This window comes from Sphingobacterium daejeonense (genome assembly GCF_901472535.1).
In the GTDB taxonomy this organism is placed as follows: domain Bacteria; phylum Bacteroidota; class Bacteroidia; order Sphingobacteriales; family Sphingobacteriaceae; genus Sphingobacterium; species Sphingobacterium daejeonense.
The window spans coordinates 930,138-952,444 of the sequence record NZ_LR590470.1 but is presented as its reverse complement, the minus strand read 5'-3'; the positions used below and the strand labels follow the sequence as shown (position 1 = coordinate 952,444).

Annotated in this window: 32 protein-coding genes; 29 read left to right on the top strand and 3 right to left on the bottom strand. The window is 44.8% G+C overall.

The window, feature by feature from the left end:
• Window positions 1-105: 105 nt before the first annotated feature.
• From FGL31_RS04610 to FGL31_RS04535, 20 genes are all read left to right on the top strand, one after another.
• The gene (locus tag FGL31_RS04610) at window positions 106-729 is read left to right on the top strand and encodes a superoxide dismutase (protein WP_232046269.1); all 624 of its coding nucleotides are present in this window, start codon (window positions 106-108) and stop codon (window positions 727-729) included.
• A gap of 52 nt (window positions 730-781) precedes the next feature.
• Window positions 782-1,279 carry a DUF2480 family protein gene (locus tag FGL31_RS04605; protein WP_138089861.1) on the top strand — a complete coding sequence of 166 codons (498 nt, stop codon included), beginning with the start codon at window positions 782-784 and terminating at the stop codon, window positions 1,277-1,279.
• Window positions 1,280-1,291: 12 nt separating this feature from the next.
• Complete coding sequence (locus tag FGL31_RS04600) at window positions 1,292-1,867, top strand: NADPH-dependent FMN reductase (RefSeq protein ID WP_138089860.1); 576 nt, start codon at window positions 1,292-1,294, stop codon at window positions 1,865-1,867.
• Complete coding sequence (locus tag FGL31_RS24550) at window positions 1,864-2,280, top strand: NAD(P)/FAD-dependent oxidoreductase (protein ID WP_232046268.1); 417 nt, start codon at window positions 1,864-1,866, stop codon at window positions 2,278-2,280. The genes FGL31_RS04600 and FGL31_RS24550 overlap by 4 nt, the downstream gene beginning before the upstream one ends.
• 8 nt (window positions 2,281-2,288) lie before the next feature.
• Complete coding sequence (locus FGL31_RS24545) at window positions 2,289-2,912, top strand: NAD(P)/FAD-dependent oxidoreductase (RefSeq protein ID WP_232046267.1); 624 nt, start codon at window positions 2,289-2,291, stop codon at window positions 2,910-2,912.
• Window positions 2,913-2,915: 3 nt separating this feature from the next.
• On the top strand, window positions 2,916-3,245 hold the full coding sequence (locus FGL31_RS04590) for a 2Fe-2S iron-sulfur cluster-binding protein (RefSeq protein WP_138089859.1): 330 nt from the start codon (window positions 2,916-2,918) through the stop codon (window positions 3,243-3,245).
• A gap of 156 nt (window positions 3,246-3,401) precedes the next feature.
• A complete protein-coding gene (locus FGL31_RS04585) occupies window positions 3,402-4,223 on the top strand; it encodes a universal stress protein (RefSeq protein ID WP_138089858.1) in 822 nt (273 codons plus the stop codon).
• Window positions 4,224-4,264: 41 nt separating this feature from the next.
• On the top strand, window positions 4,265-4,615 hold the full coding sequence (locus FGL31_RS04580; RefSeq protein WP_138089857.1) for a 4Fe-4S dicluster domain-containing protein: 351 nt from the start codon (window positions 4,265-4,267) through the stop codon (window positions 4,613-4,615).
• A 138-nt stretch (window positions 4,616-4,753) separates the two neighbouring features.
• Window positions 4,754-5,239, top strand: a complete 486-nt coding sequence (locus FGL31_RS04575; RefSeq protein ID WP_138089856.1) for a biliverdin-producing heme oxygenase — start codon at window positions 4,754-4,756, stop codon at window positions 5,237-5,239.
• Window positions 5,240-5,438: 199 nt separating this feature from the next.
• Window positions 5,439-6,584, top strand: a complete 1,146-nt coding sequence (locus FGL31_RS04570) for an efflux RND transporter periplasmic adaptor subunit (RefSeq protein WP_138089855.1) — start codon at window positions 5,439-5,441, stop codon at window positions 6,582-6,584.
• A gap of 18 nt (window positions 6,585-6,602) precedes the next feature.
• Window positions 6,603-8,375, top strand: coding sequence for an efflux RND transporter permease subunit (locus FGL31_RS28785; RefSeq protein ID WP_232046266.1), 1,773 nt, complete (start codon window positions 6,603-6,605; stop codon window positions 8,373-8,375).
• A 28-nt stretch (window positions 8,376-8,403) separates the two neighbouring features.
• Window positions 8,404-9,441: an efflux RND transporter permease subunit gene (locus FGL31_RS28780; RefSeq protein ID WP_394366122.1), complete on the top strand. Its 1,038-nt coding sequence runs from the start codon at window positions 8,404-8,406 to the stop codon at window positions 9,439-9,441.
• A gap of 91 nt (window positions 9,442-9,532) precedes the next feature.
• Window positions 9,533-9,751 (top strand): efflux RND transporter permease subunit, encoded by a 219-nt coding sequence (locus FGL31_RS28775; RefSeq protein ID WP_317130960.1) that lies wholly within the window; start codon window positions 9,533-9,535, stop codon window positions 9,749-9,751.
• A gap of 18 nt (window positions 9,752-9,769) precedes the next feature.
• A complete protein-coding gene (locus FGL31_RS23110; RefSeq protein ID WP_197734092.1) occupies window positions 9,770-10,339 on the top strand; it encodes an outer membrane factor lipoprotein domain-containing protein in 570 nt (189 codons plus the stop codon).
• A 389-nt stretch (window positions 10,340-10,728) separates the two neighbouring features.
• Window positions 10,729-11,202 carry a TolC family protein gene (locus FGL31_RS23100; protein ID WP_197734091.1) on the top strand — a complete coding sequence of 158 codons (474 nt, stop codon included), beginning with the start codon at window positions 10,729-10,731 and terminating at the stop codon, window positions 11,200-11,202.
• A gap of 252 nt (window positions 11,203-11,454) precedes the next feature.
• Window positions 11,455-11,643: a hypothetical protein gene (locus tag FGL31_RS29605; RefSeq protein WP_394366177.1), complete on the top strand. Its 189-nt coding sequence runs from the start codon at window positions 11,455-11,457 to the stop codon at window positions 11,641-11,643.
• On the top strand, window positions 11,621-11,842 hold the full coding sequence (locus tag FGL31_RS04550) for a hypothetical protein (RefSeq protein WP_138089853.1): 222 nt from the start codon (window positions 11,621-11,623) through the stop codon (window positions 11,840-11,842). Before FGL31_RS29605 ends, FGL31_RS04550 begins: the two co-directional genes overlap by 23 nt.
• 55 nt (window positions 11,843-11,897) lie before the next feature.
• Window positions 11,898-12,212 carry a hypothetical protein gene (locus tag FGL31_RS04545; RefSeq protein WP_138089852.1) on the top strand — a complete coding sequence of 105 codons (315 nt, stop codon included), beginning with the start codon at window positions 11,898-11,900 and terminating at the stop codon, window positions 12,210-12,212.
• A 764-nt stretch (window positions 12,213-12,976) separates the two neighbouring features.
• The gene (locus FGL31_RS04540; protein WP_197734090.1) at window positions 12,977-13,588 is read left to right on the top strand and encodes a GNAT family N-acetyltransferase; all 612 of its coding nucleotides are present in this window, start codon (window positions 12,977-12,979) and stop codon (window positions 13,586-13,588) included.
• A 14-nt stretch (window positions 13,589-13,602) separates the two neighbouring features.
• Entirely contained in the window at window positions 13,603-13,938 is a 336-nt protein-coding gene (locus FGL31_RS04535) for an antibiotic biosynthesis monooxygenase family protein (RefSeq protein ID WP_138089851.1), read from the top strand.
• Window positions 13,939-14,272: 334 nt separating this feature from the next.
• Here FGL31_RS04535 and FGL31_RS27515 read toward each other — a convergent pair whose 3' ends face one another.
• From FGL31_RS27515 to FGL31_RS24530, 3 genes are read right to left on the bottom strand one after another with little or no spacing between them, the layout of a single operon-like run.
• On the bottom strand, window positions 14,273-14,896 hold the full coding sequence (locus FGL31_RS27515; protein ID WP_262709041.1) for an aminotransferase-like domain-containing protein: 624 nt from the start codon (window positions 14,894-14,896) through the stop codon (window positions 14,273-14,275).
• Window positions 14,893-15,450, bottom strand: a complete 558-nt coding sequence (locus FGL31_RS27510) for an aminotransferase class I/II-fold pyridoxal phosphate-dependent enzyme (protein ID WP_262709040.1) — start codon at window positions 15,448-15,450, stop codon at window positions 14,893-14,895. Before FGL31_RS27510 ends, FGL31_RS27515 begins: the two co-directional genes overlap by 4 nt.
• Window positions 15,429-15,725: a GntR family transcriptional regulator gene (locus FGL31_RS24530; RefSeq protein WP_232046265.1), complete on the bottom strand. Its 297-nt coding sequence runs from the start codon at window positions 15,723-15,725 to the stop codon at window positions 15,429-15,431. Before FGL31_RS24530 ends, FGL31_RS27510 begins: the two co-directional genes overlap by 22 nt.
• Before the next feature lie 89 nt (window positions 15,726-15,814).
• Here FGL31_RS24530 and FGL31_RS04525 point away from each other — a divergent pair, with 89 nt between their 5' ends.
• The 9 genes from FGL31_RS04525 (at window position 15,815) to FGL31_RS04485 (ending at window position 22,295) form a co-directional block, all read left to right on the top strand.
• On the top strand, window positions 15,815-16,261 hold the full coding sequence (locus tag FGL31_RS04525; RefSeq protein ID WP_138089849.1) for a GNAT family N-acetyltransferase: 447 nt from the start codon (window positions 15,815-15,817) through the stop codon (window positions 16,259-16,261).
• A 55-nt stretch (window positions 16,262-16,316) separates the two neighbouring features.
• Entirely contained in the window at window positions 16,317-16,862 is a 546-nt protein-coding gene (locus tag FGL31_RS04520) for a GNAT family N-acetyltransferase (protein ID WP_138089848.1), read from the top strand.
• Window positions 16,863-16,920: 58 nt separating this feature from the next.
• Window positions 16,921-17,376, top strand: coding sequence for a GNAT family N-acetyltransferase (locus FGL31_RS04515; RefSeq protein ID WP_171017546.1), 456 nt, complete (start codon window positions 16,921-16,923; stop codon window positions 17,374-17,376).
• A 21-nt stretch (window positions 17,377-17,397) separates the two neighbouring features.
• Window positions 17,398-18,126: a YggS family pyridoxal phosphate-dependent enzyme gene (locus FGL31_RS04510; RefSeq protein WP_138089846.1), complete on the top strand. Its 729-nt coding sequence runs from the start codon at window positions 17,398-17,400 to the stop codon at window positions 18,124-18,126.
• Window positions 18,127-18,222: 96 nt separating this feature from the next.
• Window positions 18,223-19,131 (top strand): hypothetical protein, encoded by a 909-nt coding sequence (locus FGL31_RS04505; protein ID WP_138089845.1) that lies wholly within the window; start codon window positions 18,223-18,225, stop codon window positions 19,129-19,131.
• A gap of 132 nt (window positions 19,132-19,263) precedes the next feature.
• The gene (locus FGL31_RS04500; protein WP_138089844.1) at window positions 19,264-19,449 is read left to right on the top strand and encodes a hypothetical protein; all 186 of its coding nucleotides are present in this window, start codon (window positions 19,264-19,266) and stop codon (window positions 19,447-19,449) included.
• 53 nt (window positions 19,450-19,502) lie between these two features.
• Window positions 19,503-20,435 carry a hypothetical protein gene (locus FGL31_RS04495; protein ID WP_138089842.1) on the top strand — a complete coding sequence of 311 codons (933 nt, stop codon included), beginning with the start codon at window positions 19,503-19,505 and terminating at the stop codon, window positions 20,433-20,435.
• A 5-nt stretch (window positions 20,436-20,440) separates the two neighbouring features.
• Window positions 20,441-21,388: a helix-turn-helix transcriptional regulator gene (locus FGL31_RS04490; RefSeq protein WP_138089840.1), complete on the top strand. Its 948-nt coding sequence runs from the start codon at window positions 20,441-20,443 to the stop codon at window positions 21,386-21,388.
• Between the two features lie 325 nt (window positions 21,389-21,713).
• Window positions 21,714-22,295, top strand: coding sequence for an RteC domain-containing protein (locus FGL31_RS04485; protein WP_446677062.1), 582 nt, complete (start codon window positions 21,714-21,716; stop codon window positions 22,293-22,295).
• Window positions 22,296-22,307: the final 12 nt, after the last annotated feature.

The following is a 22,307-nucleotide window of genomic DNA, read 5'->3' as shown; positions in this document are numbered from 1 at the left end:
GCATTTTCTGTCTCGATAAATAATGATTAATAAAACAAGTTTTTGTTGTTTTATTAATTTTCTTCCCTACCTTTGCATAAGGTTTAAATATTAAAAATAAATATCATGAGTTACACATTACCGGAACTTCCTTATGCATATGATGCATTGGAGCCACACTTTGACAAAGAGACGATGACCATCCACCATAGCCGCCACCACCAGGCCTATGTGGACAACCTGAACAAGGCGGTTGCCGGCACTATAGGCGAGACCAAAAGTATTGAAGAAATTCTCCGTGAGATCAGTAAGTACACTCCTGCCGTAAGGAACAACGGTGGCGGTCACTATAACCACGACCTGTTCTGGAAGACCCTTTCCCCGGCGGCCAAACTGGCACCTGAAAACGAACTTGCCGATGAGATCAACAAGGTGTTCGGTAGCCTTGATAACCTGAAAGTAGAGATCAAAAACGCAGGTCTGGGACAGTTCGGTTCAGGTTGGGCATGGCTACTGGTCAAACACAACGGTACGCTTGCCGTATCGGCAACCGCCAACCAGGACAACCCGCTCATGGACACCAATCTGGTAAGCCAGGGATATCCGATTTTGGGCGTAGACGTATGGGAACATGCCTACTACCTTAAATACCAGAACAAAAGAGCGGATTACCTTGATGCGTTCTGGTCAGTACTTGACTGGGCTGCTGTTGAGAAAAACTATACGGAGGCGCTTTCAAAAATCAAATAATCATCTATGCGGCATTGTTTTGCCGTCAATGTTATCCGACTAAATTTTATCCATGGTTACAGAAACATTCGTGAACAAAGTGGAAGCATCCGGTATCGTTGCCTTTGACCTGATCGATTTTCGCCCTACGATCGAGATCGTAGATTTTGACATCAAGCAACTGTTATTTATGGAGATGATCGTCAAGGAGAAAGAGTTCCGTTCCGCAGTCCGAGAGATCGACTTTGCTGCCTTCAAAGGCAAAGCGGTAGCCGTACATTGTTCGGTAGATGCCATCCTGCCATCATGGGTCTATATGGTGCTGGCCGACAGATTGCATGGCAATGCCGCTTATTTTGATTTTAAGGACATCCCTTCGCTCGAACTTGACCTCTGGAAATCCCGGGTGAAGGCCGTGGATCTCTCCCCATTCCGGGATAAGAAAGTGGTCGTGAGAGCAAGGCCGGAACTCCCGCCCACACTTTATATGCTGGCAACAGATCTTCTCAAACCCATTGTGAAAGCCTTGATGTACGGTGAGATCGGGATGCCCAAAGTAATATTCAAATAACAACATCAATAAATGAAAGCAATAATATTTAACGGAGCCCTGGAGAGACGGACATCTTCCACCTCAGGACTGCTTTCCGGATACCTGACGGAAAAACTGGAGCAGGCAGGGGTCGAAAGCAAGGTTTTCAACCTTGCAGATAGTGGTATCCCGCTGTTTGATACCACCCTTACCAAAACCCCGAAAGGTGTGGAAATGATGAACAATCTTTTTTTGGAAGCCGATGTGCATTTCTGGCTTGCACCCTTGTACCATGGGAGCATTCCGGGCGTGATGAAAAATTGTCTGGACTGGCTCGAAATAAGCGCAAAGAACATTAGACCTTACCTCACCGACAAGACTGTGGGACTGATATGCTGGGCTGATGGTGCGCAGGCCATGCAGGGCATCAATGCCATGGACGCCATTGCTAAATCGCTCAGGGCATGGCCATTGCCGTTCAGTGTACCTGTCTTGAAGAGCGAGCTCTTTGACAGAGAACGGCCAATGGAAATTTCGGACACATATAAAAACAAACTGGACCTGCTCATCCAAATAGCAACAACCAGAATAATTGCAGCAGTTCCGACATCGAAATTACAGCTATGATAGAAACGGATATATTAATAATCGGATCTGGTCCGACAGGTCTGTTCACGGTATTTGAAGCGGGCCTGCTCAAGTTGAAATGCCACCTGATCGATGCGCTGCCGCAGATCGGCGGACAGCTTTCCGAGCTGTATCCCAAAAAGCCGATCTTCGATATTCCCGGATTTCCAAGTGTGCAGGCAGACGAACTCGTCGATAATCTTTATGAGCAGATCAGGCAGTTCCAACCCGGCTTCACGCTCAATGAACAGGCTGTTTCTTTAAAGAAACTGGATGAAAATCTTTTTGAAGTCATCACGGACAAAGGAACGGTCCACCGGGCAAAAGCTGTGGTCATCGCCGGCGGTCTGGGGAGCTTCGAACCCAAAAAGCCTCCTTTGGAAAACCTTGCGCGGTTTGAGGACAGGGTGTAAACTATTTTGTGAAGCGGCCGGAAGATTACGCCGGGAAACGGGTGATCATCGCCGGTGGAGGCGACTCCGCACTGGACTGGACAATCCACCTGGCAGAACTGACCTCATCGCTGACACTGATCCATCGGCGGAACGAGTTCCGCGGAGCGCTGGATTCCGTGGAGAAAGTCAGGAAACTAAAACACGAAGGGAGGATACACCTGATTACACCTGCCGAGGTGACCGATTTGCAGGGAAATGGGAAGTTAGTCGCCATCACCATTGAGAAGGAAGGTGTGACAGAGACCATTGAAACGGATTATTTCATACCGCTGTTCGGTCTGGTTCCAAAACTTGGCCCGATTGCAGGCTGGGGACTGGAACTTGAGAAGAATGCCATTAAGGTCAACAATGCCCTGGACTACAGTACCAATATCCCCGGGGTTTATGCTGTTGGAGATGTAAACACCTATCCGTATAAGATGAAGCTTATCCTGTGCGGTTTCCACGAAGCAGCTATAGTCTGCCAGAGCATTTACCAGCGATTGAACCCCCACAAAAAATTCGTGCTGAAATACACTACGGTAAGTGGTGTGGACGGGTTCGACGGGTCAAGGAAAGAGGCGGAAAAAACAGGTTGTAACAGCTATTGAATAATGGGTGAGGTTAAAAATGACATAACGATCAATGTGACCGACCAGAGCGGCCAGGTCCACATACTGGAATGCCCGCTGGATATGGGGCTTACGCTGAAAGATATATGCAAGGCTTACGAACTGCCCATGGAAGCGATGTGCGGGGGAATGGCCATGTGCGCCACCTGCCATTGCTACATACTCAGCGATACATCGGCACTACCCGAAAAATCGGATGTGGAATATGCGCTGCTTTCGGAGGTCTTCAATGAAAAAAGCAATAGCAGGCTCGCCTGCCAGATGCCCCTCTCTGCATTCATGGATGGGATGCATATAGAAATAGCGCCATAAGCAATGAGGTTTAATAAAATTCTTTGCCGTAACGGAAAGGGGGTATGCTATTATCGGAGTGATAGCATAGGAATCTGCTTGCATGCCATAAGAAGCTGAGCTTAAACGGGTAGGCTACACACAGATTTGCTGAAAATATTTATAAGCAGACACAATATGAAGACAATAATAGTTGCTATGGATTATTCCATAGAAGCCAAGAATGCAATGAACTATGCTGCTGCGGCGGCGGCTGAGCAGAATTTCGACCTGGTCCTGTTCAACCTTTACCATGTATCCATCCACGCGTTGAACGCGCGGGTTCCGGCAGCATCTTTTTATGAAATGTACAGGGATGAAAAAGATAAGCTGGCTCGGACAGCGTCTCAGTTGGCATCGGCTTATGGAATCGAGGTAAGCACATACATCGCGACCGGGGAAATGATTGCAGAACTGCAAAAATGTTACGAAATCCATCATGGTGAACTGATCGTTATGGGTATGCGTGAAAAGTCCCTTGAACAGGATCTAATGGGAAATACTACAACTGCTGCGATACACCATTTGAAGTTTCCTGTTATCGCCATTCCGGCAACCGTAAAATACCATGGAATCAAGAAAGTATTATTCGCATGTGACCTTGCCAGGGGTGTGCATAGCAAAGTTCTTGAACAGGTAAAGGAACTGGCATCCAATCTCAATTCAGAGGTTGAAGTTTTCCATGTTAATAGTGTTATCAATACTTTAACAACCAATGATAAGGTATCAAAGCATGCCCAAGAAGTGGACAATGCATTGAACGGTATCCAATATTATTACAAGAACGTCGAATCGGATGAAATAATCGGATCCATTAACAGGGAAATCAAAGAATATGGGGCTGACCTGCTGATTATGGTTCCCTATAGGTACGGTTTCTGGGGCTCGCTGGTGCACAGGAGCAAGACCAGGATAATGGCATCGGGCAATAATATTCCGTTGCTTTCCATCCCCTTATAAGTATAATAAATGCGCATAACAAACCGAATTTTTTAAAACAGATGGCAATTAAGATTACCGATGAATGTATCAACTGTGGAGCCTGTGAGCCTGAATGTCCAAATAATGCCATCTACGACGCTGCTTACGAATGGCGCTTTTCAGATGGGACTGCTCTGAGCGGTCTGATAGATTTTGGAAATGGCCAGGTGGTAAATGCCGATGAGCAACATGAAGCCCTCTCCGACGAAGTCTACTATATCGTGCCCGATAAATGTACGGAATGTACCGGCTTCCACGATGAACCGCAGTGCCAGGCAGTATGTCCCGTCGATTGCTGTGTGGATGACGAGGACGTTAGGGAAAGCAAAGAAGAACTGCTTGCCAAAAAGGCCTGGCTCCATAACGAGTAATTACCGTCCAGCAGGGCATGTAAACATTAATCTAAAAAAGAATGAAACTAAGTGAACTATTAAAAGAATCTACGAGAAAAATACATCAGGAAGTCGAAAAAAAAAGTCGTTCTGAATATCAAAGCCATAAAAACCGATATGGATTACGTCCGGTTGCTGAAATATTTTTACGCCTATTTTTCAGCCGTCGAAAAGGAGGCAACTCCTTACATAACCCCAGATGTCTTACCGGATTATAACGAGAGAAGGAATGCATCCCACATCCTATCCGATATCGGTCAGCTTGGAGGAACGATTGGGTCGCTACCGGCCGCTGTCCCACCGATTATTACCAACAGCCTACAGGCGATGTCGGCACTATATGTTCTGGAAGGTTCAACTGTCGGCGGGCCATATATCGTGCAGATGCTAAAAAAAGGCGGTATAGAAAAGGGATTTTCATTTTTTTCGGGCTATGGTGAGAGCGCACAGCTAAAGTGGGAGACCTTTCTTTATCACCTGGATCGCTTTGGCGAAGGCAAAATGGACAAAATGAGCGCTTTTGAAACCGCGTTATCGACATTCAGAAACTTCGGACAGGTGTTTGACGTCCCGACCTTGGAAAAACAGCAGCCGGATATATAATTAGATCAATGGCCAGGTAACATGGAGAATCGAATTTACCTTATTACCGTAGGTTTCCGGATACAACTTATATAACGGTTTACCAAAATATCCCGAATCGGTCATTTTGACGTTATGCGTCGGCCCTGATGCTAACGACGGGGAGTCAGCACCTCTATCAGAAACCGGCATATAAAAAGAATAATTAAAACAGATAATAATGAACCATAAATCAATTACCGGATCGGGACTTTTACTTCTCCTGATCATTCTGGTAGGCTGCCGTCAGGGCAGCCAGCAACAGGGCTGGAACCAGGGCCCCGCGGAACTTCCCATTGCCATTGTAGAACAGGGTAAAGCAACGGTTCCCAGGGAATATTCGGCGAGCATAGAGGGTGTAACAAATGTTGAGATCAGGCCACAGGTCTCCGGTTACCTCAGCAGGATACTGGTGGACGAGGGCGATTATGTCAAGGCAGGTCAGACCCTTTTCAGGATTGAGGACAGACCTTATGCCGAGCAACTGAATTCGGCCAAGGCATCACTTCTTACGGCCCAGTCGGCCGTGACGACCGCAAAGATCGACCTTGAGCGTAAAAAAGAACTGGTCAAGAGCAGAATCGTATCGGAACTCCAGCTACAGGAAGCGGAGGCGACCTACAATGGCGCTAGGGCAGCAGTTGAACAGGCCTCCTCTATGGTTAATTCCGCCAAAATCAACCTTGAATTCTGTACCATCAAAGCGCCGGTGAGCGGCTATATCAGCAGGATACCCTATCGGTTGGGAAGCCTGGTCGCTCCCGCAAACGGCGAGCCCCTGACCTTTCTTTCCGACATCAACAGGGTCAATGTATATTTCAGTCTCAGCGAAAATGATTTTGTCGCCTTCCAGAAACTCTATGGAGGAAATGCGAACGACGGGAAACTGGCGGGCATTCCCCCGGTCACCCTGCTGCTTTCAGACGGACAGCCCTATGAAGTACCGGGAAAAATCGATGCCATCGATGGACAGTTCAACAAAGCAACGGGTTCCATCACCCTGCGTGCACGCTTCGACAATCCAAAATCGGTACTGCGCAGCGGAAATACCGGAAAGGTCGTGCTGGAACAGCATTATGCCGATGCGGTACTGTTCCCTGTCGCCTCAACCATTACCATACAGGACAAAGTGTTTGTTTTTTCACTTGATAAGGAAGACAAGGCCGTCCAGCTACCTATCGAGGTGAGCGGAAAGGCCGGTAACAACTACATCGTTTCAGACGGTATCAAATCCGGCGACAGGTATATTGTTTCGGGTTTTGACAGGCTCCAGGCCGGCACACCTGTCACAGCGCAGAAAACAGAACCCGAAAACAAACAACAGTAAACAAATGCACAGACCATTATGTTAAAACAGATCATAAAACGACCGGTACTTGCCACGGTAATCTCCGTGATACTGGTCATACTGGGCGTGGTGGGGATGCTCAGCCTTCCCATCACCAAATTTCCCGATATAGCCCCGCCAACGGTCACCGTTACGGCCATCTATCCCGGTGCAAACTCGGAGACCATTGCCCGTTCGGTCGCCCCGCCGCTGGAAAATGCCATCAACGGGGTGGAGAACATGGACTACATCAGTTCGGTATCCAGCAATGACGGTTCTCTTGTCATCACCGTGATATTCAAATTGGGAACAGATCCCGACCAGGCGGCTATCAACGTACAGAACCGCGTGGCGCAGGTCACCAACCAGTTGCCGGCTGAGGTTATACAGGCGGGCATCACGACACTCAAACGCCAGAACAGTATGATGGCACTGATCACCGTGACGAGCAAGGACGGCTCCATGGACGACCTGTTCCTGGAAAACTATGCCAAGATCAACGTACTGCCCGAGATCAAGAGGATCAAGGGTGTGGGCGATGCGATGGCCTATGGTAACAAGGACTATTCCATGCGGGTTTGGCTTGATCCTGCAAAGCTGAACGCCTATAACCTGACCCCCGCCGAGGTATCACGTGCCATCCAGTCACAGAACCTGGAAGCCGCTCCCGGAAAACTCGGGGAAAGGACATCAGAGGCCAAGGAATATGTCATGCGGTACAGGGGAAAATTCACCGAAGCGGCCCAATACGAGAATATCGTCATCAAGGCGCTCAATGACGGCTCCGTCCTTCGTCTGAAGGATGTTTCCAAGGTCGAATTCGGTGCCTACAGCTACAGCATTTCCTCAAAGTCCGACAAACGTCCGTCAGTTACCATGGCCGTTTTCCAGATGTCGGGTTCCAACGCCAATGAAGTCCTGATCACCCTGCAGGAACGCATGAAGGAACTTTCCAAGTCTTTCCCGGACAAAATGGAATACGAGATACCCTTCACTACGAAGGAAGCTCTTGACCAGTCCATCAGCCAGGTGATCATGACCCTGATCGAAGCGTTCATACTCGTGTTCATCGTGGTGTTCATCTTCCTCCAGGACCTGCGCTCGACGCTGATACCTGCCATTGCGGTTCCGGTATCCATTGTGGGCACGTTCTTTTTTATGAGCCTTTTCGGGTTCTCGATCAATATCCTGACCCTTTTTGCGCTGGTGCTGGCCATCGGTATCGTCGTGGATGATGCCATCGTGGTGGTCGAGGCGGTCCATGCCAAGATGGAGCACCGCGGGCTCAATCCGCGGGCGGCCACGATGTCGGCGATGAGCGAGATATCGGGAGCCATCGTTTCCATTACGCTGGTCATGTCGGCGGTTTTCATACCGGTTGCCTTCATGGAAGGTTCCACGGGACTGTTCTACCAACAGTTCGCCCTGACCCTTGCCATTGCCATTGTCATATCCGCTGTAAATGCCCTGACGCTGAGCCCGGCACTCTGTGCCCTGTTCCTCAAACAGCTGCACCATGGTGGCAGCGGACACACAAAATCAACATTCAAACAACGTTTCTTTGCGGGGTTTAATGCCGCCTTCAACAAACTTACTTTCCGCTACGGCAGGTCGATACTTACATTATTGAAGAGAAAATGGATCGCCTTTTCGCTGATGGCGGTTTTCGGGGGACTTTTTATCTGGCTTTCCATGACCACCCCGACCGGCTTTATACCCGATGAAGACCAGAGCTTTATCCTTGTCAAGGTAGACCTTTTCCCCCGGTGCCTCCAAAGAGCGTACAGGTGAAGTGGTAGCCGGTGTGGAAGAGATTCTTATGAAAAATCCGGCAGTGTACAAGACCATGTCCGTCGACGGGCTCAACCTGTTTACCAGTGCCATGTCATCCTCTTCTGCCTCGCTGTTCGTGAAGCTGAAACCTATAAAGGAAAGAGGAGCGGTAAAAAAACTCGAGGAGGTCATCGGCAACCTTACCGCAGAACTTTCTAAGGACAAGCGGGCAAATTTCCTTGTACTGAGCATGCCGACCGTTGAAGGCTTCGGCAATACCAACGGTATGGAGATGGTGCTCCAGGACCGAAACAATGGTGAGCTCCAGCAGCTGGGCAATGTTTCCTACGGGATGATGGGCGCACTGATGGGACGCCCGGAGGTCGCTGTGGCCTATACCACCTTCGATGCCAGGTTTCCCCAGTATGAGGTACTGGTGGACGATGCAAAAGCCGCGCAGCTCGGTGTAGATGTTTCAAATGTAATGGGTGTGATGCAGGGATATTTCGGAAGCATCGAAGCTTCAAATTTCAACCGCTTCGGAAAATATTATCGCGTACTCGTGCAGGCGACCCCAGAGACGCGTAGGGACAACCAATCGCTCAACGGGGTGTTCGTCAAGAACAGTACCGGTGGGATGGTACCGATCAATACGCTGGTGACCCTGAAGCCCGTAACAGGTCCGGAGGTCGTGGACAGATTCAACCTGTTCAATGCCGCCAATCTTACGGTCATTCCCGCACCGGGATACAGTACGGGCCAGGCTATGGCTGCCATCCAGGAAGTCAGCAAACAGGTGCTGCCGCCGGGATATACCTATGACTACAAGGGCATGAGCCGTGAGGAAAGTACATCAAGCTCACAGTCGACTGTTATCTTTGCCCTCTGTATCGTCTTCGTATTTTTCCTTCTCTCGGCTCAGTATGAGAGCTATGTGCTGCCGCTCGCGGTGCTCATCGCGATCCCTATCGGCCTCTCTGGTGTATTCGTTGGGATTTCGGCTGTACATATTGCAAACAACATCTATGTGCAGATCGCCATGGTGATGCTCATCGGGCTGCTGGCCCAAGAACGGGATTTTTGATCGTGGAATTTGCCATACAGCGGCGCCGCGCCGGAAAGAGCCTCATCGCCTCGCCGTTGAGGGTGCAAAAGCCAGGCTGCGCCCGATCCTGATGACCTCCCTTGCGTTCATAACGGGGCTTATCCCGCTATTGTTCGTTGTCGGCCCATCGGCACTGGGTAACCACTCCATCGGGTATGCTGCCATTTTCGGGATGCTCTTCGGGACCATTCTGGGGATATTCATTACGCCAGTGCTCTTTGTGGTGTTCCAGTATCTCCATGAAAGGATCAGTGGCAGGACGGTAACGGACGAAGACTGGGAATATTAACCTATAAGATCTGATAAAATGAAAACCATAAAAGATATAAGACCTGCCGTAATTGGCGGTATCCTGTTTTCGGCGTTCCTTGCCTCCTGTTCGGTACAGAAGTACAGCCGGCCGGAGGTGGAACTTCCGCAGGCCTACCGGAACTCGGAACAGTCTGCCGATACGGTAAACATCGCCAGTATCGGCTACAGGGAGTTCTTCAGGGATCCCGTACTGGTTGCCCTGATCGACAGCGGTGTCCGCAACAACAACGACCTGAAGGTAGCCCTCAAACAGATAGAATATGCCTCCCTTGGGTACACGCAGTCCAAATGGGCCAATGTGCCCACCGTCAGTGCGACCATTGCCGGGGCAACGTTGACCCGTCCTTCGGACAATAGCCTGAATGGCCAGTCACTGGGCTATTTTGTAGGCCAGAAGCACATTGGCGACTTCACCACCTCGGTAAATATCGGCTGGGAAGCGGACATCTGGGGGAAAGATAAGGGGCGCAAAGGAAGAAGCGCTGACGGATCTGCTGCGGACACAGGAAGCTGCCAAAGCGGTGCAGACCAGGGTGGTGTCCGAAATCGTTTCAGGATATTATAATCTGCTGATGCTGGACAAGCAGCTGGAGATTACGCGGGAAAAACCTCTCGTTTGCCGACAGTACGCTTGTTATCCTAAAGAAACAGCAGGAACTCGGGATGATAACACAGCTTGCCGTACAGCAGCAGGAAATGACACGGGACCAGATATCAAAGAGTATCCCCGCTATCGAGAGTGCCATATCCGTACAGGAAAATGCACTCAGCGTGCTTACGGGAAATCTCCCTAACAGGATTGAGAGAAGAGAAGGACTGGACGACATCCAGACACCTCAGGGTATCTCGACGGGAGTTCCAGCAGAAATGCTGGCCTACCCGTCCCGATGTGAAGAGCAGCGAACTGAACCTGCGAAAAAAGTATAGCCTCTATCCATGTGGCCAAAGTGAGCCATGTACCCAGCGATCAATATTACGGCGCAGGGCGGACTGAATGCCTTTAAGGAATCCAACTGGTTCAATGTACCGGGTTCCCTCTTCGGAATAATCGGAGGAACTATTGCCCAGCCGATACTGAACGGAAAGCAACTGAAGACCCGTTACAGACAGGCACAGGTGGCATCCGAGGAGGCTGAAATAAATTTTAGGCAGGCCATACTTGGTGCCGTCGGTGAAGTTTCAAATGCACTGGTGCAGATTGAAAAACTCGACGAGCAGCAGGAAGTAGCAGAAGGGCTTGTTGCCACGGCAACAAAAGCTGTCGAGAATTCGCTGACGCTATACCGGTATGACGGAGCGACCTATATCGAAGTTATCCTTGCACAGTCCAATAAGCTTCAGGCAGAACTTGAACTTGCATCGCTGAAGACGCAGAAGCTCGGGGCAATTACCGCCCTATACCGATCGCTTGGGGGCGGTTGGCAATAAACGAAATATGAACTGTGATGTCCGGAGAATCTTATTGGCTTAGGGATCTGTCAGCATTTTCCGGACATCTACACTAAAAGACATCGGTCATGATACGGACTAATATCAGACAGGGGGTCATTTTAATAACGGATTTCAGTGGGGTGCCTGAGTTTGTTTTCAATACGAAAATCTACATGGGGGGAATACATCATCAGGGAACTGTTAGCTGTCCTCATTAAAGCAAACGGCGGATATTTCCGCATATCGGAAATGGAAGGCGAAGTCCTACTGTTTTACAAATATAGAAAGTACCCCCGTTATAGGGAGACGACAGAGATTATTGTACAGATGCAAGAGGCGTTTGCCGAAAAATTGTCGGAGCTGAACGAATGTATGGGAATCAATATCGAAATGTCATTGAGGTTCATTGTCCATTATGGAGACTTTTTCTGTCCATAACGTCAATAAAATTAAAAAGCCCGACGGAAAGGCCGTCGTAGAAATACATCAAATGCTGGAAAGTGGGCTTGCTAGGCGTTCGTCCTTTATCTTTTTCAGTGATTCTTTCTTGGAAGCCGCTGAAGACAGAGAATATAACCTGTCCGATGTAAAGACTCCCCTACCGGGAGTCGGTATAATCTATCATCAGGATGTATAACCCACAAATAATCCAACGTAGTGCTTTGAGCGTTACTATTCCTAAAACTGAGGACATGAACATGAAGAAAATATCGGTTGCCGGCTCTTCTGATAGCTCGCCAACAATCCCGAAAGTGGAACCAACACCAGTTAACTCTCATTTCATTGAAAGTGGGCGGATGGGCTTTTCCGGGAAGGATAATGAACACGGGCCTAATTTTATACGTAAGGCCCTGGACAAAGTTAGGCCTGTTTTATTGGAAAAGGGATTTAAAGGCTTAAAGTTAAGAAATATCCTGACCTGTACCGGATTTTCGAAATCCAAATTCTTTAATTATTTTGGTAATGTAATGGGATTTTACGAAAATCCTTCTGCACCACGAGTTTAGCCTTTGTTACAATGCTATATATCAAGAGGCAATGGTATGGCCACAATGTGTTGATAGTGTTGATATCAAGGAGAAAGTTGTCCAGCTCAGGCAGAGGACGATCTCCGCGAATAATGTACTGACTCTTTATTTTAATGACAGTCGCTACTTTACATCGAGATTTGTTCTCTTCTGATAGCCGTAGAAAAAATAGAAACTGAAATCCTTTCGGTTTAATCGATACACTGTCTGAAAAAAAAATATCTACTTCCAGGTGCAGGTCTATTGTCAGGGAAATCCTGTCCGCCCCTACAGATAATTCTTTATAGGCCCAGGTCGATAGTTTTATGAATTGTTTTACCAATAATCGCTGGTGTACCGGACTATTGATGGTAATTCTTTAAGAATTTTTATCTATTTTATAATGATGGATACAGATCATTTTATTTTATTATTCTCTGTATGTAAGAAGCTAATTGCAGAGAGAAGTGAGGTAATCCGCCTTCTTGAACAAAAAAATAGCAGGTCTGCAACATGTAGCCTTTAATTTGGATGACCGATCGTTTACGATGGTGCTAAAAACGCGGGAGAGAACGGAAAATACAATCCTGGATATACTCTTATCACTTGGGTTCACGGTAAAATTTATCAGGGCAATTCAATACGTGGTTTCGGCCGACGGTATTTAAGCACATTTTCATTAAATTTGTTAGCAAGCAGATCTTACTTTGCCGTGAGGCAATGTATTGATTATATCAACCATGCTGTAGATATGAACTTTTTATTTGACAACGACATCATACTCGAAAACAATGCTGTGCACTTACGGCCCACTTGCAGAACAGGACATAGACCATCTATTGCAGGTTGCAACAGCAGATGTAGACCTTCTTCAGTATTCGCCAAGCCCTATCTATAACAGGGAACTACTGGAAAAATATGTGAAGAAAGCAATGGAAAATAGATCCTCCGGCATCCGTTATACGTTCTCTGTCTTCGATAAGACCAAATGCGCCTATGCAGGTTGTACAAGCCTGTTGAATATTTCGAATTTGGATGATAGGCTGGAAATCGGTGGCACGTGGTACGGTAAACAATTTCAACAGACGGGACTAAACAGAAACTGCAAGTACCTTTTATTGGAATATGCTTTTGATACGTTGGGTGCGGAGAGGGTCGAGTTCAGGACGGATGAGCGAAATCAGGCTTCCAGAACGGCAATTGAAAAAATAGGCGGGCAACTTGAGGGAATATTAAGGAGCCATACCCTGATGCATGATGGCTTTAGACGGAACACTGTTTGTTACAGTATTCTCAAGCGAGAGTGGGAAGGATTGAAAAAGGGTATATTCAGCCGGTTTGCCCAAAGCACAGAAAAGGACACTGATATAAAATAAGTTTAACAGGAGATATGATAGCCGTAATATTTGAAGTGTATCCAAATGATGGAAAGCTGGACGAGTACCTGGATATCGCAAAGATGCTGAGGCCGGAGCTGGATCATATAGAAGGATTTATATCGATAGAGCGTTTTCAAAGCCTTATCAATCCGGATAAAATATTATCCCTCTCGTTCTGGAAGGATGAAAAAAGCGTAATGAAATGGAGAAACCAGGTCATGCACCGCGGGGCGCAGAAAGCAGGGCGGGAAACGGTCTTTAAGGACTACAGGTTACGTGTTGCCTCGGTACTCCGCGACTACGGTATGGATGAACGGGAGCAGGCACCAGAGGATACACCTTTTTAATATCGAATAGCAACATGCTCGTTTTTATCGATAAGAATAGCATTAGCATGAATAGTCCTATTCTAAGTCGGATTTGTCCTCATAAAGCCAAGAGGTATCAGCTACTTTTATATTTAAGTCTGTCGCAAATTAACTGCCAGATGGATTCGTGACGTCCTTATTATTGTGTTTATGCATCCAACTTTTTTAATATGTGTCATAGTTTATGTCTTCCTGTTGAGAGAACAGTACCAAAACAATGTCCGATTTCGGATCAAGTCTTATTACCGGTTTGAATAGTAAACGGATTAATTTTAGAACAGACATGGCCATAAGACTTTATAATGATATGGGATTACAGTTTTTCAATTTTCCGCAATTCACCGTGAAGGACTGATACCGCATGGTCGAGTTCGCTTTCATCCATCGAGGCAAAGCCAAACCTAAAAGCGTTCTGTCCTTCATAGTACCTGCTTATATGGACGAGCCCTTTTTTTCGGAAAAGTTCGGTGACTGACAGATCCTCCCTAAGCTTGACCCAAATTGCCATCCCACCTGTAGGCAGCGTATAGGAGACATAACTGGCCAAACGCTCTTTGAATAGCTTATCCAGAAAATTCATACGCTGATGGTAGGTTTTCTTGGCTTTTTTTAGGTGTCTTTTTAGCTCTCCCCCGTTGATCAGGGCAGCTATTGCATTTTGCATATATCCGTCCCCTGCAACATCTATAAGTTTTCTCAATGCTACCGCCTGCCTGATAAAATTCATTGGTGCGACCATAAACCCGACCCGCAGCGAAGGGTCTAATATTTTAGAAAAGGAACCGATATATATCACATTCCCGGCATGGTCTGCACTTGCCAATGGTAGATAAGGCGAGGACAGATAATGGAAATCGTAATCATAATCATCTTCGATTATAACGAAGGAATACCGCTTCGAAAGTTCTAATAACTGCATCCTCCTTTCTATACTCAATGTAACAGTGGTCGGATAATGGTGATGGGTATAACATATACCGCATCTACTTTGCTATTTTTGCATATCCGCTCGATAGCGTCTGTATCTATGCCGTTCTGGTCTACATTTACTTCGATGATCTCAGCGCCTGTCTGCCCAAAGGTCTTGTTTGCAATCGGATAATTTGGTTTACCGACGATGACCTTTTTGGAAAGACCAAGAAGCAATTGAGCAGAAAGGTAGATGCTCATCTGTGCACCATGTGTGACAAGCAGGTTCTCGGCGGAAATGTTCAGACCCCTCGTCAGCGAGAGGTAATTGGCCAGTTCTTCCCTGAATTTGATGGTTCCCTGTCCGGTACTTGTATTTGCATTTGTAATACCATAGTTCCTTGACGTAAGAGAACGGTATGTTTTCAGCAGGGTATCTATCGGACATAGCCGCACATCGGGACATCCGTCATCGATGGTGATCGTCGGGGAAATGGTAGGGTGGCCGGTAGCCTCTTTATCAATAATATTGAAAGGGAGAGCAAGGTCGCTGCCATAGCTTACGCTGTTTGCGGATTCCATTTGCGCGGATTGAGCGATGGGATGCGCTCGGAAACTGCGACATATCTCCTTGGGAAGATATTGATCCAACCCTGTGCATCGAGCTCGTCATATGCCGCGATCACAGTTTTACGATGTACACTTAAAATTCTGGCGAGCTCACGGCTGCCCGGCAGGTGGGTGCCTGCTTTCAGGGTGCCGTTTCTGATGCCATTGACTATGGCATTTGCAATCTGTATGTAGACGGCCATTTTACTGTCCTTGTCTATGTTGATGACATTTTTGTACGGGAACATCTGGACTACCTTTTATGTCAAAACTGGAGTACAAATATAGTCCTTATAACAGGTAATTTTGTGATTATAATTGTAAAATTTTCAGAAAAATGGATTACAGAATCAAGAAAGTGGATCTACGAGATCTGGACACTGCGGTGGAACTGTTTAATATGTACAGGGTATTTTACCGTCAGGCAGACGACTATGAAAAGTGTAAAAAATTTATACAGGGACGGCTGGACAATGAGGAGTCCCATATCTTCCTTGTATATGTAGGCGAGAGAGCGGTTGGCTTTGTACAGCTGTACAAACTGTATCACTACATCAAACTCCAAAAGCAATGGCTGCTGAGCGATCTGTTTGTCCATCCCGATTACAGGGGCAAAGGACTTTCGGTAGCATTGATAGACAGAGCCAAACAGTGGTGCGAGGAAACAGGAGCTTGCGGGTTGATGCTTGAAACCGAAAAGACGAACGACATAGGCAATAAGCTCTATCCGCGCTGTGCGTTTGAGTACGATGGTAACCACAATTATTATTATTGGTGGAAATAAGAAATATTAGGGGTGACGGGTAAAGTCCGTCATTCCGTTTTAATTCGATGATATAATGAATGGATTTAATATGCAACCTATTTTACAGAACGAAAAGGTTGTCATGTACCCATTACGCGAGAACGACTTTGACGATCTGTATTCCGTCGCCTCCGATCCAAAGGTATGGGAACAGCATCCCAATAGGGATAGGTGGAAAAAAGAGGTATTCACGGTCTTCTTCGAAGGGGCACTGAAAAGCAAGGGCGCTTTCAAGGTTGTTGACAAAGAAAGTGGTAAAGTGATAGGTAGCACAAGAATATACGACTACAATGATGCAGAAGACTGTATCTTCATTGGGTATACTTTCTACGGGGTGTCAAGTTGGGGAAAGGGTTTCAATCTGGCCGCAAAGAAAACCATGTTGGATTATCTGTTTCGCTTTGTCTCAAAAGTCAAATTCCATGTCGGGTCAGATAACATCCGTTCCCAAATTGCAATAGAGCGATTGGGTGCAAACAAAATTGCTGAGCTGGAAGTCGCCTATTTTGGTGATCCGGTTCCCAGGTTGAATTTTGAGTACGAAATCAGTAAAGAACAGTGTAAAAAGACCGAACAATAATGGATGTATTTGATCTTATTGAAAATGACGGATGGAAAACGATATAATAATCAGAGAAATGAAAGAGCAGGATATTCCCGAGCTCTTGCGGTTAATGGAAGCGATTGTTCTGTTTGAGGGCGATACGGATTTTAGTCTTTCGGAAAGCGATCTGTTAAGGAGGGGGTTTGGGGAAAATCCCCAATTTGGTGCTATCGTTGCAGATGCAGGCAGTAACAAACTTGTAGGGATAGCCGTTCACTACATCATTCCTTTTATGCACAATCTAACGCCCTCGCTCATGCTCAAATGGCTGTATGTTGATGCCGACCAAAGAGGGAAAAACATTGGTAGAAGACTGCTGAAAGGTCTTGCACAATATGCCTTAACCAATGGATATAAAAAATTCAATTGGTTTGTACTTGGCAATAACATTGATGCCCAAAAATTTTATAGCAGCTTGGGAGCAAAGCCCGATGATAAATGGATACGTTGGACAATTACACCAGAAAAAATGGTTGTATTGGCAGACTAATAGCATTTAATTATTGAAAGTATGAACGAAGAAATTTTAAGGAACATTACCCTCATACAAGAGCGGATAAACAATGCCTGCAAAGAAAGCGGCAGAAATCCCAATGAAGTAAAATTATTGTTAGCAACCAAAACCGTACCTGCCGAACGTATCAAAATTGCGTTGCAGGCGGGGCATACATTGATAGCCGAAAACAAAGTACAGGAACTAAAAGAAAAATACGAAGCGTTGAAAGAAATTCCGCATGCCAACCATTTTATAGGGCATTTGCAGACCAACAAAATCAAAGACCTTTTAAAATACGGTGTGTCTTGCATCCAGTCGCTTGACCGCTTGGATTTGGCAGAAAAGTTACATCAACGGCTAAAGTTTGAAAACAAGAACATGGAAATATTGATACAGGTAAACACTTCCTTTGAGGAAAGCAAATTTGGTGTAAGCCCGAATACTGCCGTTGAATTGGTAAAACAGGTTGCACAATTGGAAACCTTGAAAATAAAAGGCTTGATGACCATTGCACTATTTAGTGCTGAAACGAAGAAAGTGCGTAAATGCTTCCGATTGCTCAAAGATATTCAACAGCAAATTATTACTTTAAACATTCCTAATGTAGAAATGCAGGAGTTATCAATGGGAATGAGTGGCGATATGGAAACAGCTATTGCAGAGGGAGCAACTATTGTAAGAGTGGGTACGGCTATTTTCGGACAAAGGATTTATCCCGACAGCTATTATTGGAACGAAAAATAAAAACTCAAAACGATATACAGAAATGAACAATAAACTGTTCAGTTTCTTGCTAACTTATAGATGAATACGAGTGCACCTATTTAAAAAAAAATGTATATGCCATTGAAATATCAAATAAGAAATACTGTTCAATTCCCCGAACAAACAGCGGTTCCAAAAGAGCAAAGCAATGCACCTGAATTTGATATCCTAAAAGAAGATATTACAAACAATGCAGAATACTGTCAGTTGTTAATGAACAAGTTGCTCTCCGTATCCTATGCAAAGTTACCCGACTTTTTTTCACATCATTGCCAGATCGCTTTAAACCCCTTAAAGTGGCTCAATAAATTCGAAAAGCTAATCGCCGAAAATGAAGACCTGTTTATGAATACTGCGAACAGAGGTCGAATGATAAAATGTTATACCATTATTGAGAGCAAACGCAAGGAGATTGAATACTACGCCAGCAAACATAAGAGTGCTAAACTATCATTGCAATATATCAACGCCGGATGTGAAACAAGGTGTTTCTCTTTCAGAGAAACCAAGAGTAAAGTAAGTGAGCTATCAAATTACACCGATAAAATTATTTTTCTGACAAAAGAAAAATACGATTACGAGCAAGCAACTATTGATTTTATCAGTCCCAAATTACCTGATTTTGCTCTGCAATGTCAAAAGGAAATCGACCACATACAACATCTAAATTACCTGACCAACGAATTTTCCGGTGAACAGGTACAGACAAGAAGTGCCGCTCTGCCCTTTAACAAATTGAAAATAAATTGTAATATCAACCAACTGGTGGATATATATTACCGATTGAGTAGGGAAATGCAGACCAATGGTAGACCTACCATAGAAGGTAGTATCAATGATTTAGCAGCGGTCATTGTAAACTCCTTTGTAGATAAAGACGGTAGAGACTTAAGCCTCGATACCGTAAAAACCGTTCTTACTCCCTCTAAAACGGATAAACGACCAAAAGACCATAAAAAAATTGATATAGATAATAAAAACTAAAAATATTGTCCTTAAAGACCATTTCAGGACTTTCTGACTTTTTGTGATTCGCGATTTTTGCACGAAAAGGCATGGTATCGACTGATGCTGAAGTTGATTTCCGTGTAAATATTCATCAAAAATCAGCGCTTTATGAGCAATAATTCGGTAAACTGGCTTTATGTATTGGAAGATGATTTACATCCAAATGTATTGACTGCAAATGTAAAACAATTTTCGGAATCTTCTGACTATTCCATCAATCTTAAAAATCACACACAAACATTCCGCCCTATTTTGTCAATCTTGTCGGTCGCTCCAGCCACGAAGCCAAAATAATACTGATACAATTAATAAACGTTAGCAATGCTATCCATCATTACTTGGTAGGAATGAACGGCTCATGGAATGAACACCTTTTTTCCAGCCAGATGCGTCAGCTTTACTGCCAAACATTGGTGCAGCTCGAAATTTTGCTCGAATTCTGCGGAAAATTCGATGACCTTGTGGCATCGACCTTGCCTCTGACCACTTATTCTATTTCAGATACTCGTATACAACTAAGATACAAGTTAAACGCACTAAGGGATAAAATCTTGAAATCCGAGATAGAGGTGCAATTGGGAGACTTGATATTGAGTGGTCTAAAGCAGCTGATCACAAGACAGGAGCTAAAAAAATCGGAGGCGGAATATGCAAATTTGATTATTGACAAATTGGGAAAACTATCCTGTTTTTCAACTTTTGAGGTTGAGAACGTCCTATATCAATATGACTTTAATACTCCTGAATTTTTCAATTATTGTGCAAAAGGATGTGATAACTTACTGATCGATACGCCGAGTTTACACGCACAATTTGAAATACTGATCGGTTTGGAAGATCGGATGAATGGCTTGCCTCCGAGAACCAAAGCCAGATGGATTAGCAAAGATGAATCCATCCGGGAACAATTGCGAACATTCCTTAAAGAGAAGAAAGGATATCTCCAGCAACGGATCGAATTACGAAGGACAGAAGTCGAAGATCAAAAGCTTTTGGAGGAAGTCGACCGCCAGCTGGTAAATCTCCCCGTGACCCAGTTGGGACTTTTCATAAGATTGTTCATGGAAAAAGGGATTATACCCAAAGAAGATGTAGGCAAAACCTTTGCCTATTACGCCCAGCATTTTCGCACGCCCAAAACACCGTTTATTTCAGCTGAAAGCTTGCAGAAGAAATCCACTAATATAGAATATGCGACGGCACACAAATTAAAGGGACATTTAATCGGTATGGTAAACTGGCTGAATGAAAACTGCAATACCCAACCTGGGCAAAATTAAATCCTATGAAGGCACCCTATACGTTGTACACAAATCAAGAGGGCGTAAAACCTAACACATATCCCGAAAATCTGGCGAAGCAGTGCCGGTACCCATTACCCTTCGCCCAGAAAAGATACCACTACAAACTTCGGGAGGTGGAACTGGTAAGCCAGCAATCAAGTTATAATCCTTTTTTTATTGATCTTGTTGAGATTGACGTCGATGCTTCTACATATATTCCGTTTACCATCCACGACAAACAGATTTATATGTACTTTATGTTAAAGGGAAGTTTGCTTTATATGAATGCAGCGAAAAAGCCCATTATCAAAACTTACCCGAATACGTTCCTAATGTCTTATTACGATAAGAGCGAATATTTTGCCTATGCAGAAGAAGGCGAGCATATTGCACTCGTGCTAAGCATAGACCCCGAATGGATCGGAAGTATTCATCAGGAGTACCGTAATATCCAACGTATTCTGAATCGGTTTATCAGTGGCAAACGACCATACGAAACAATGAATCAGTGCCGAATGGATAGAAAAGTCCAACGCTGGCTGTTTCAGATCTACAGCTATTCTCAGGATAACAAGGGTGCATTGGATGGCAATCTTCGCAAATACGTCAGCCTTCTGTTGGAATATTACGACAGCATGTTGGAAGACCAAGAGAGCGACATCGCTTTTAAGGTCAAGACTTTTTTAGACGGGAATTATTGTGATGTTAGATTGAATGTTAAGTATTTGGCGGATCACTTTCATATGACAGGACGAACCTTATTAAATATATTCAAAAAGCAATATCACGTCAGTATTCAACAATATTATACTGACTTGCGGATGGAGAAGGCTAGTAGTTTATTGGATCAAGAAGGTGTCACCATTAAAGATATTTATATGGAGGTGGGATATACAGACGAAAGAACCTTCCGCTATGCGTTAGAACGTTATAGAAAACGCAACAAATAACAGTTTTTCTCATAAAAGATTAATTTAACCCAAAACGGTTAATAAAGAGTAGTTTACAAGAATGGAAAACATAAGCGGTAACGATTTAGTAATGGTGCTTACTGCACTTGCTTTCATCTGATTACCTTGTAAATCATTGGTACAAATTTACTAAATAACTGGGCGAAGTGCGATATACTTTGCCCTTTTTTTGTAAACTATCTATAAAAAAATTCCCCCATAGGGGTTAATCTGTGATATTGTTTTCAATATTATTCCCAAATTTTGGCATATCAACAACAGTTGTAGCTCCAAATAATAGTAACAACTTTTAAAAGACTATGCTATGGAAATCGTGTTGAACAAAATTTTATCGAAAATCAAGCATCAGGAAGATAAGTTATCTGCCAAGATGATGAGAACTGCGGATGAGGCTTACGAAATGACCTTATTCTTAAAGGAAATGCTTTTTGACATTAAAGCCGAAGTCGTACAATCCGGATTTAAGGACGACCGGCAAGAGATTGATTTTTTCAAGAATATCAAACCTCAAATTTTAGGGAAGCTCATTTACTATAATAAAGTATTCCGTATTGAAACTACCTGCCCTGTTAGCACAGGCAGAATACATCAAAGCTATTACGAAAACCATTTAAAAGTTCTCAAATCAGAATACAGAGAAAGCCTTTGTAACGAGGATTTTTACAGATACTACCGTGCTCAAAGAACAGACCGTGACCAAACCTACTTCCGGCTCGGACAAATTAATTATCACGATGGTTTAAAGAGTGGCGTATTTGAAATTGACCTAAGTTTCTCTACTTACTACGATAACAAAATAGCTCACATTGTTGCCAATGAATTACTTTATACTTATTTACTTACCAAAATAAATCCCGAAGAAAACCCTGATACCATTTTTTATTAATGGGGGATGCTT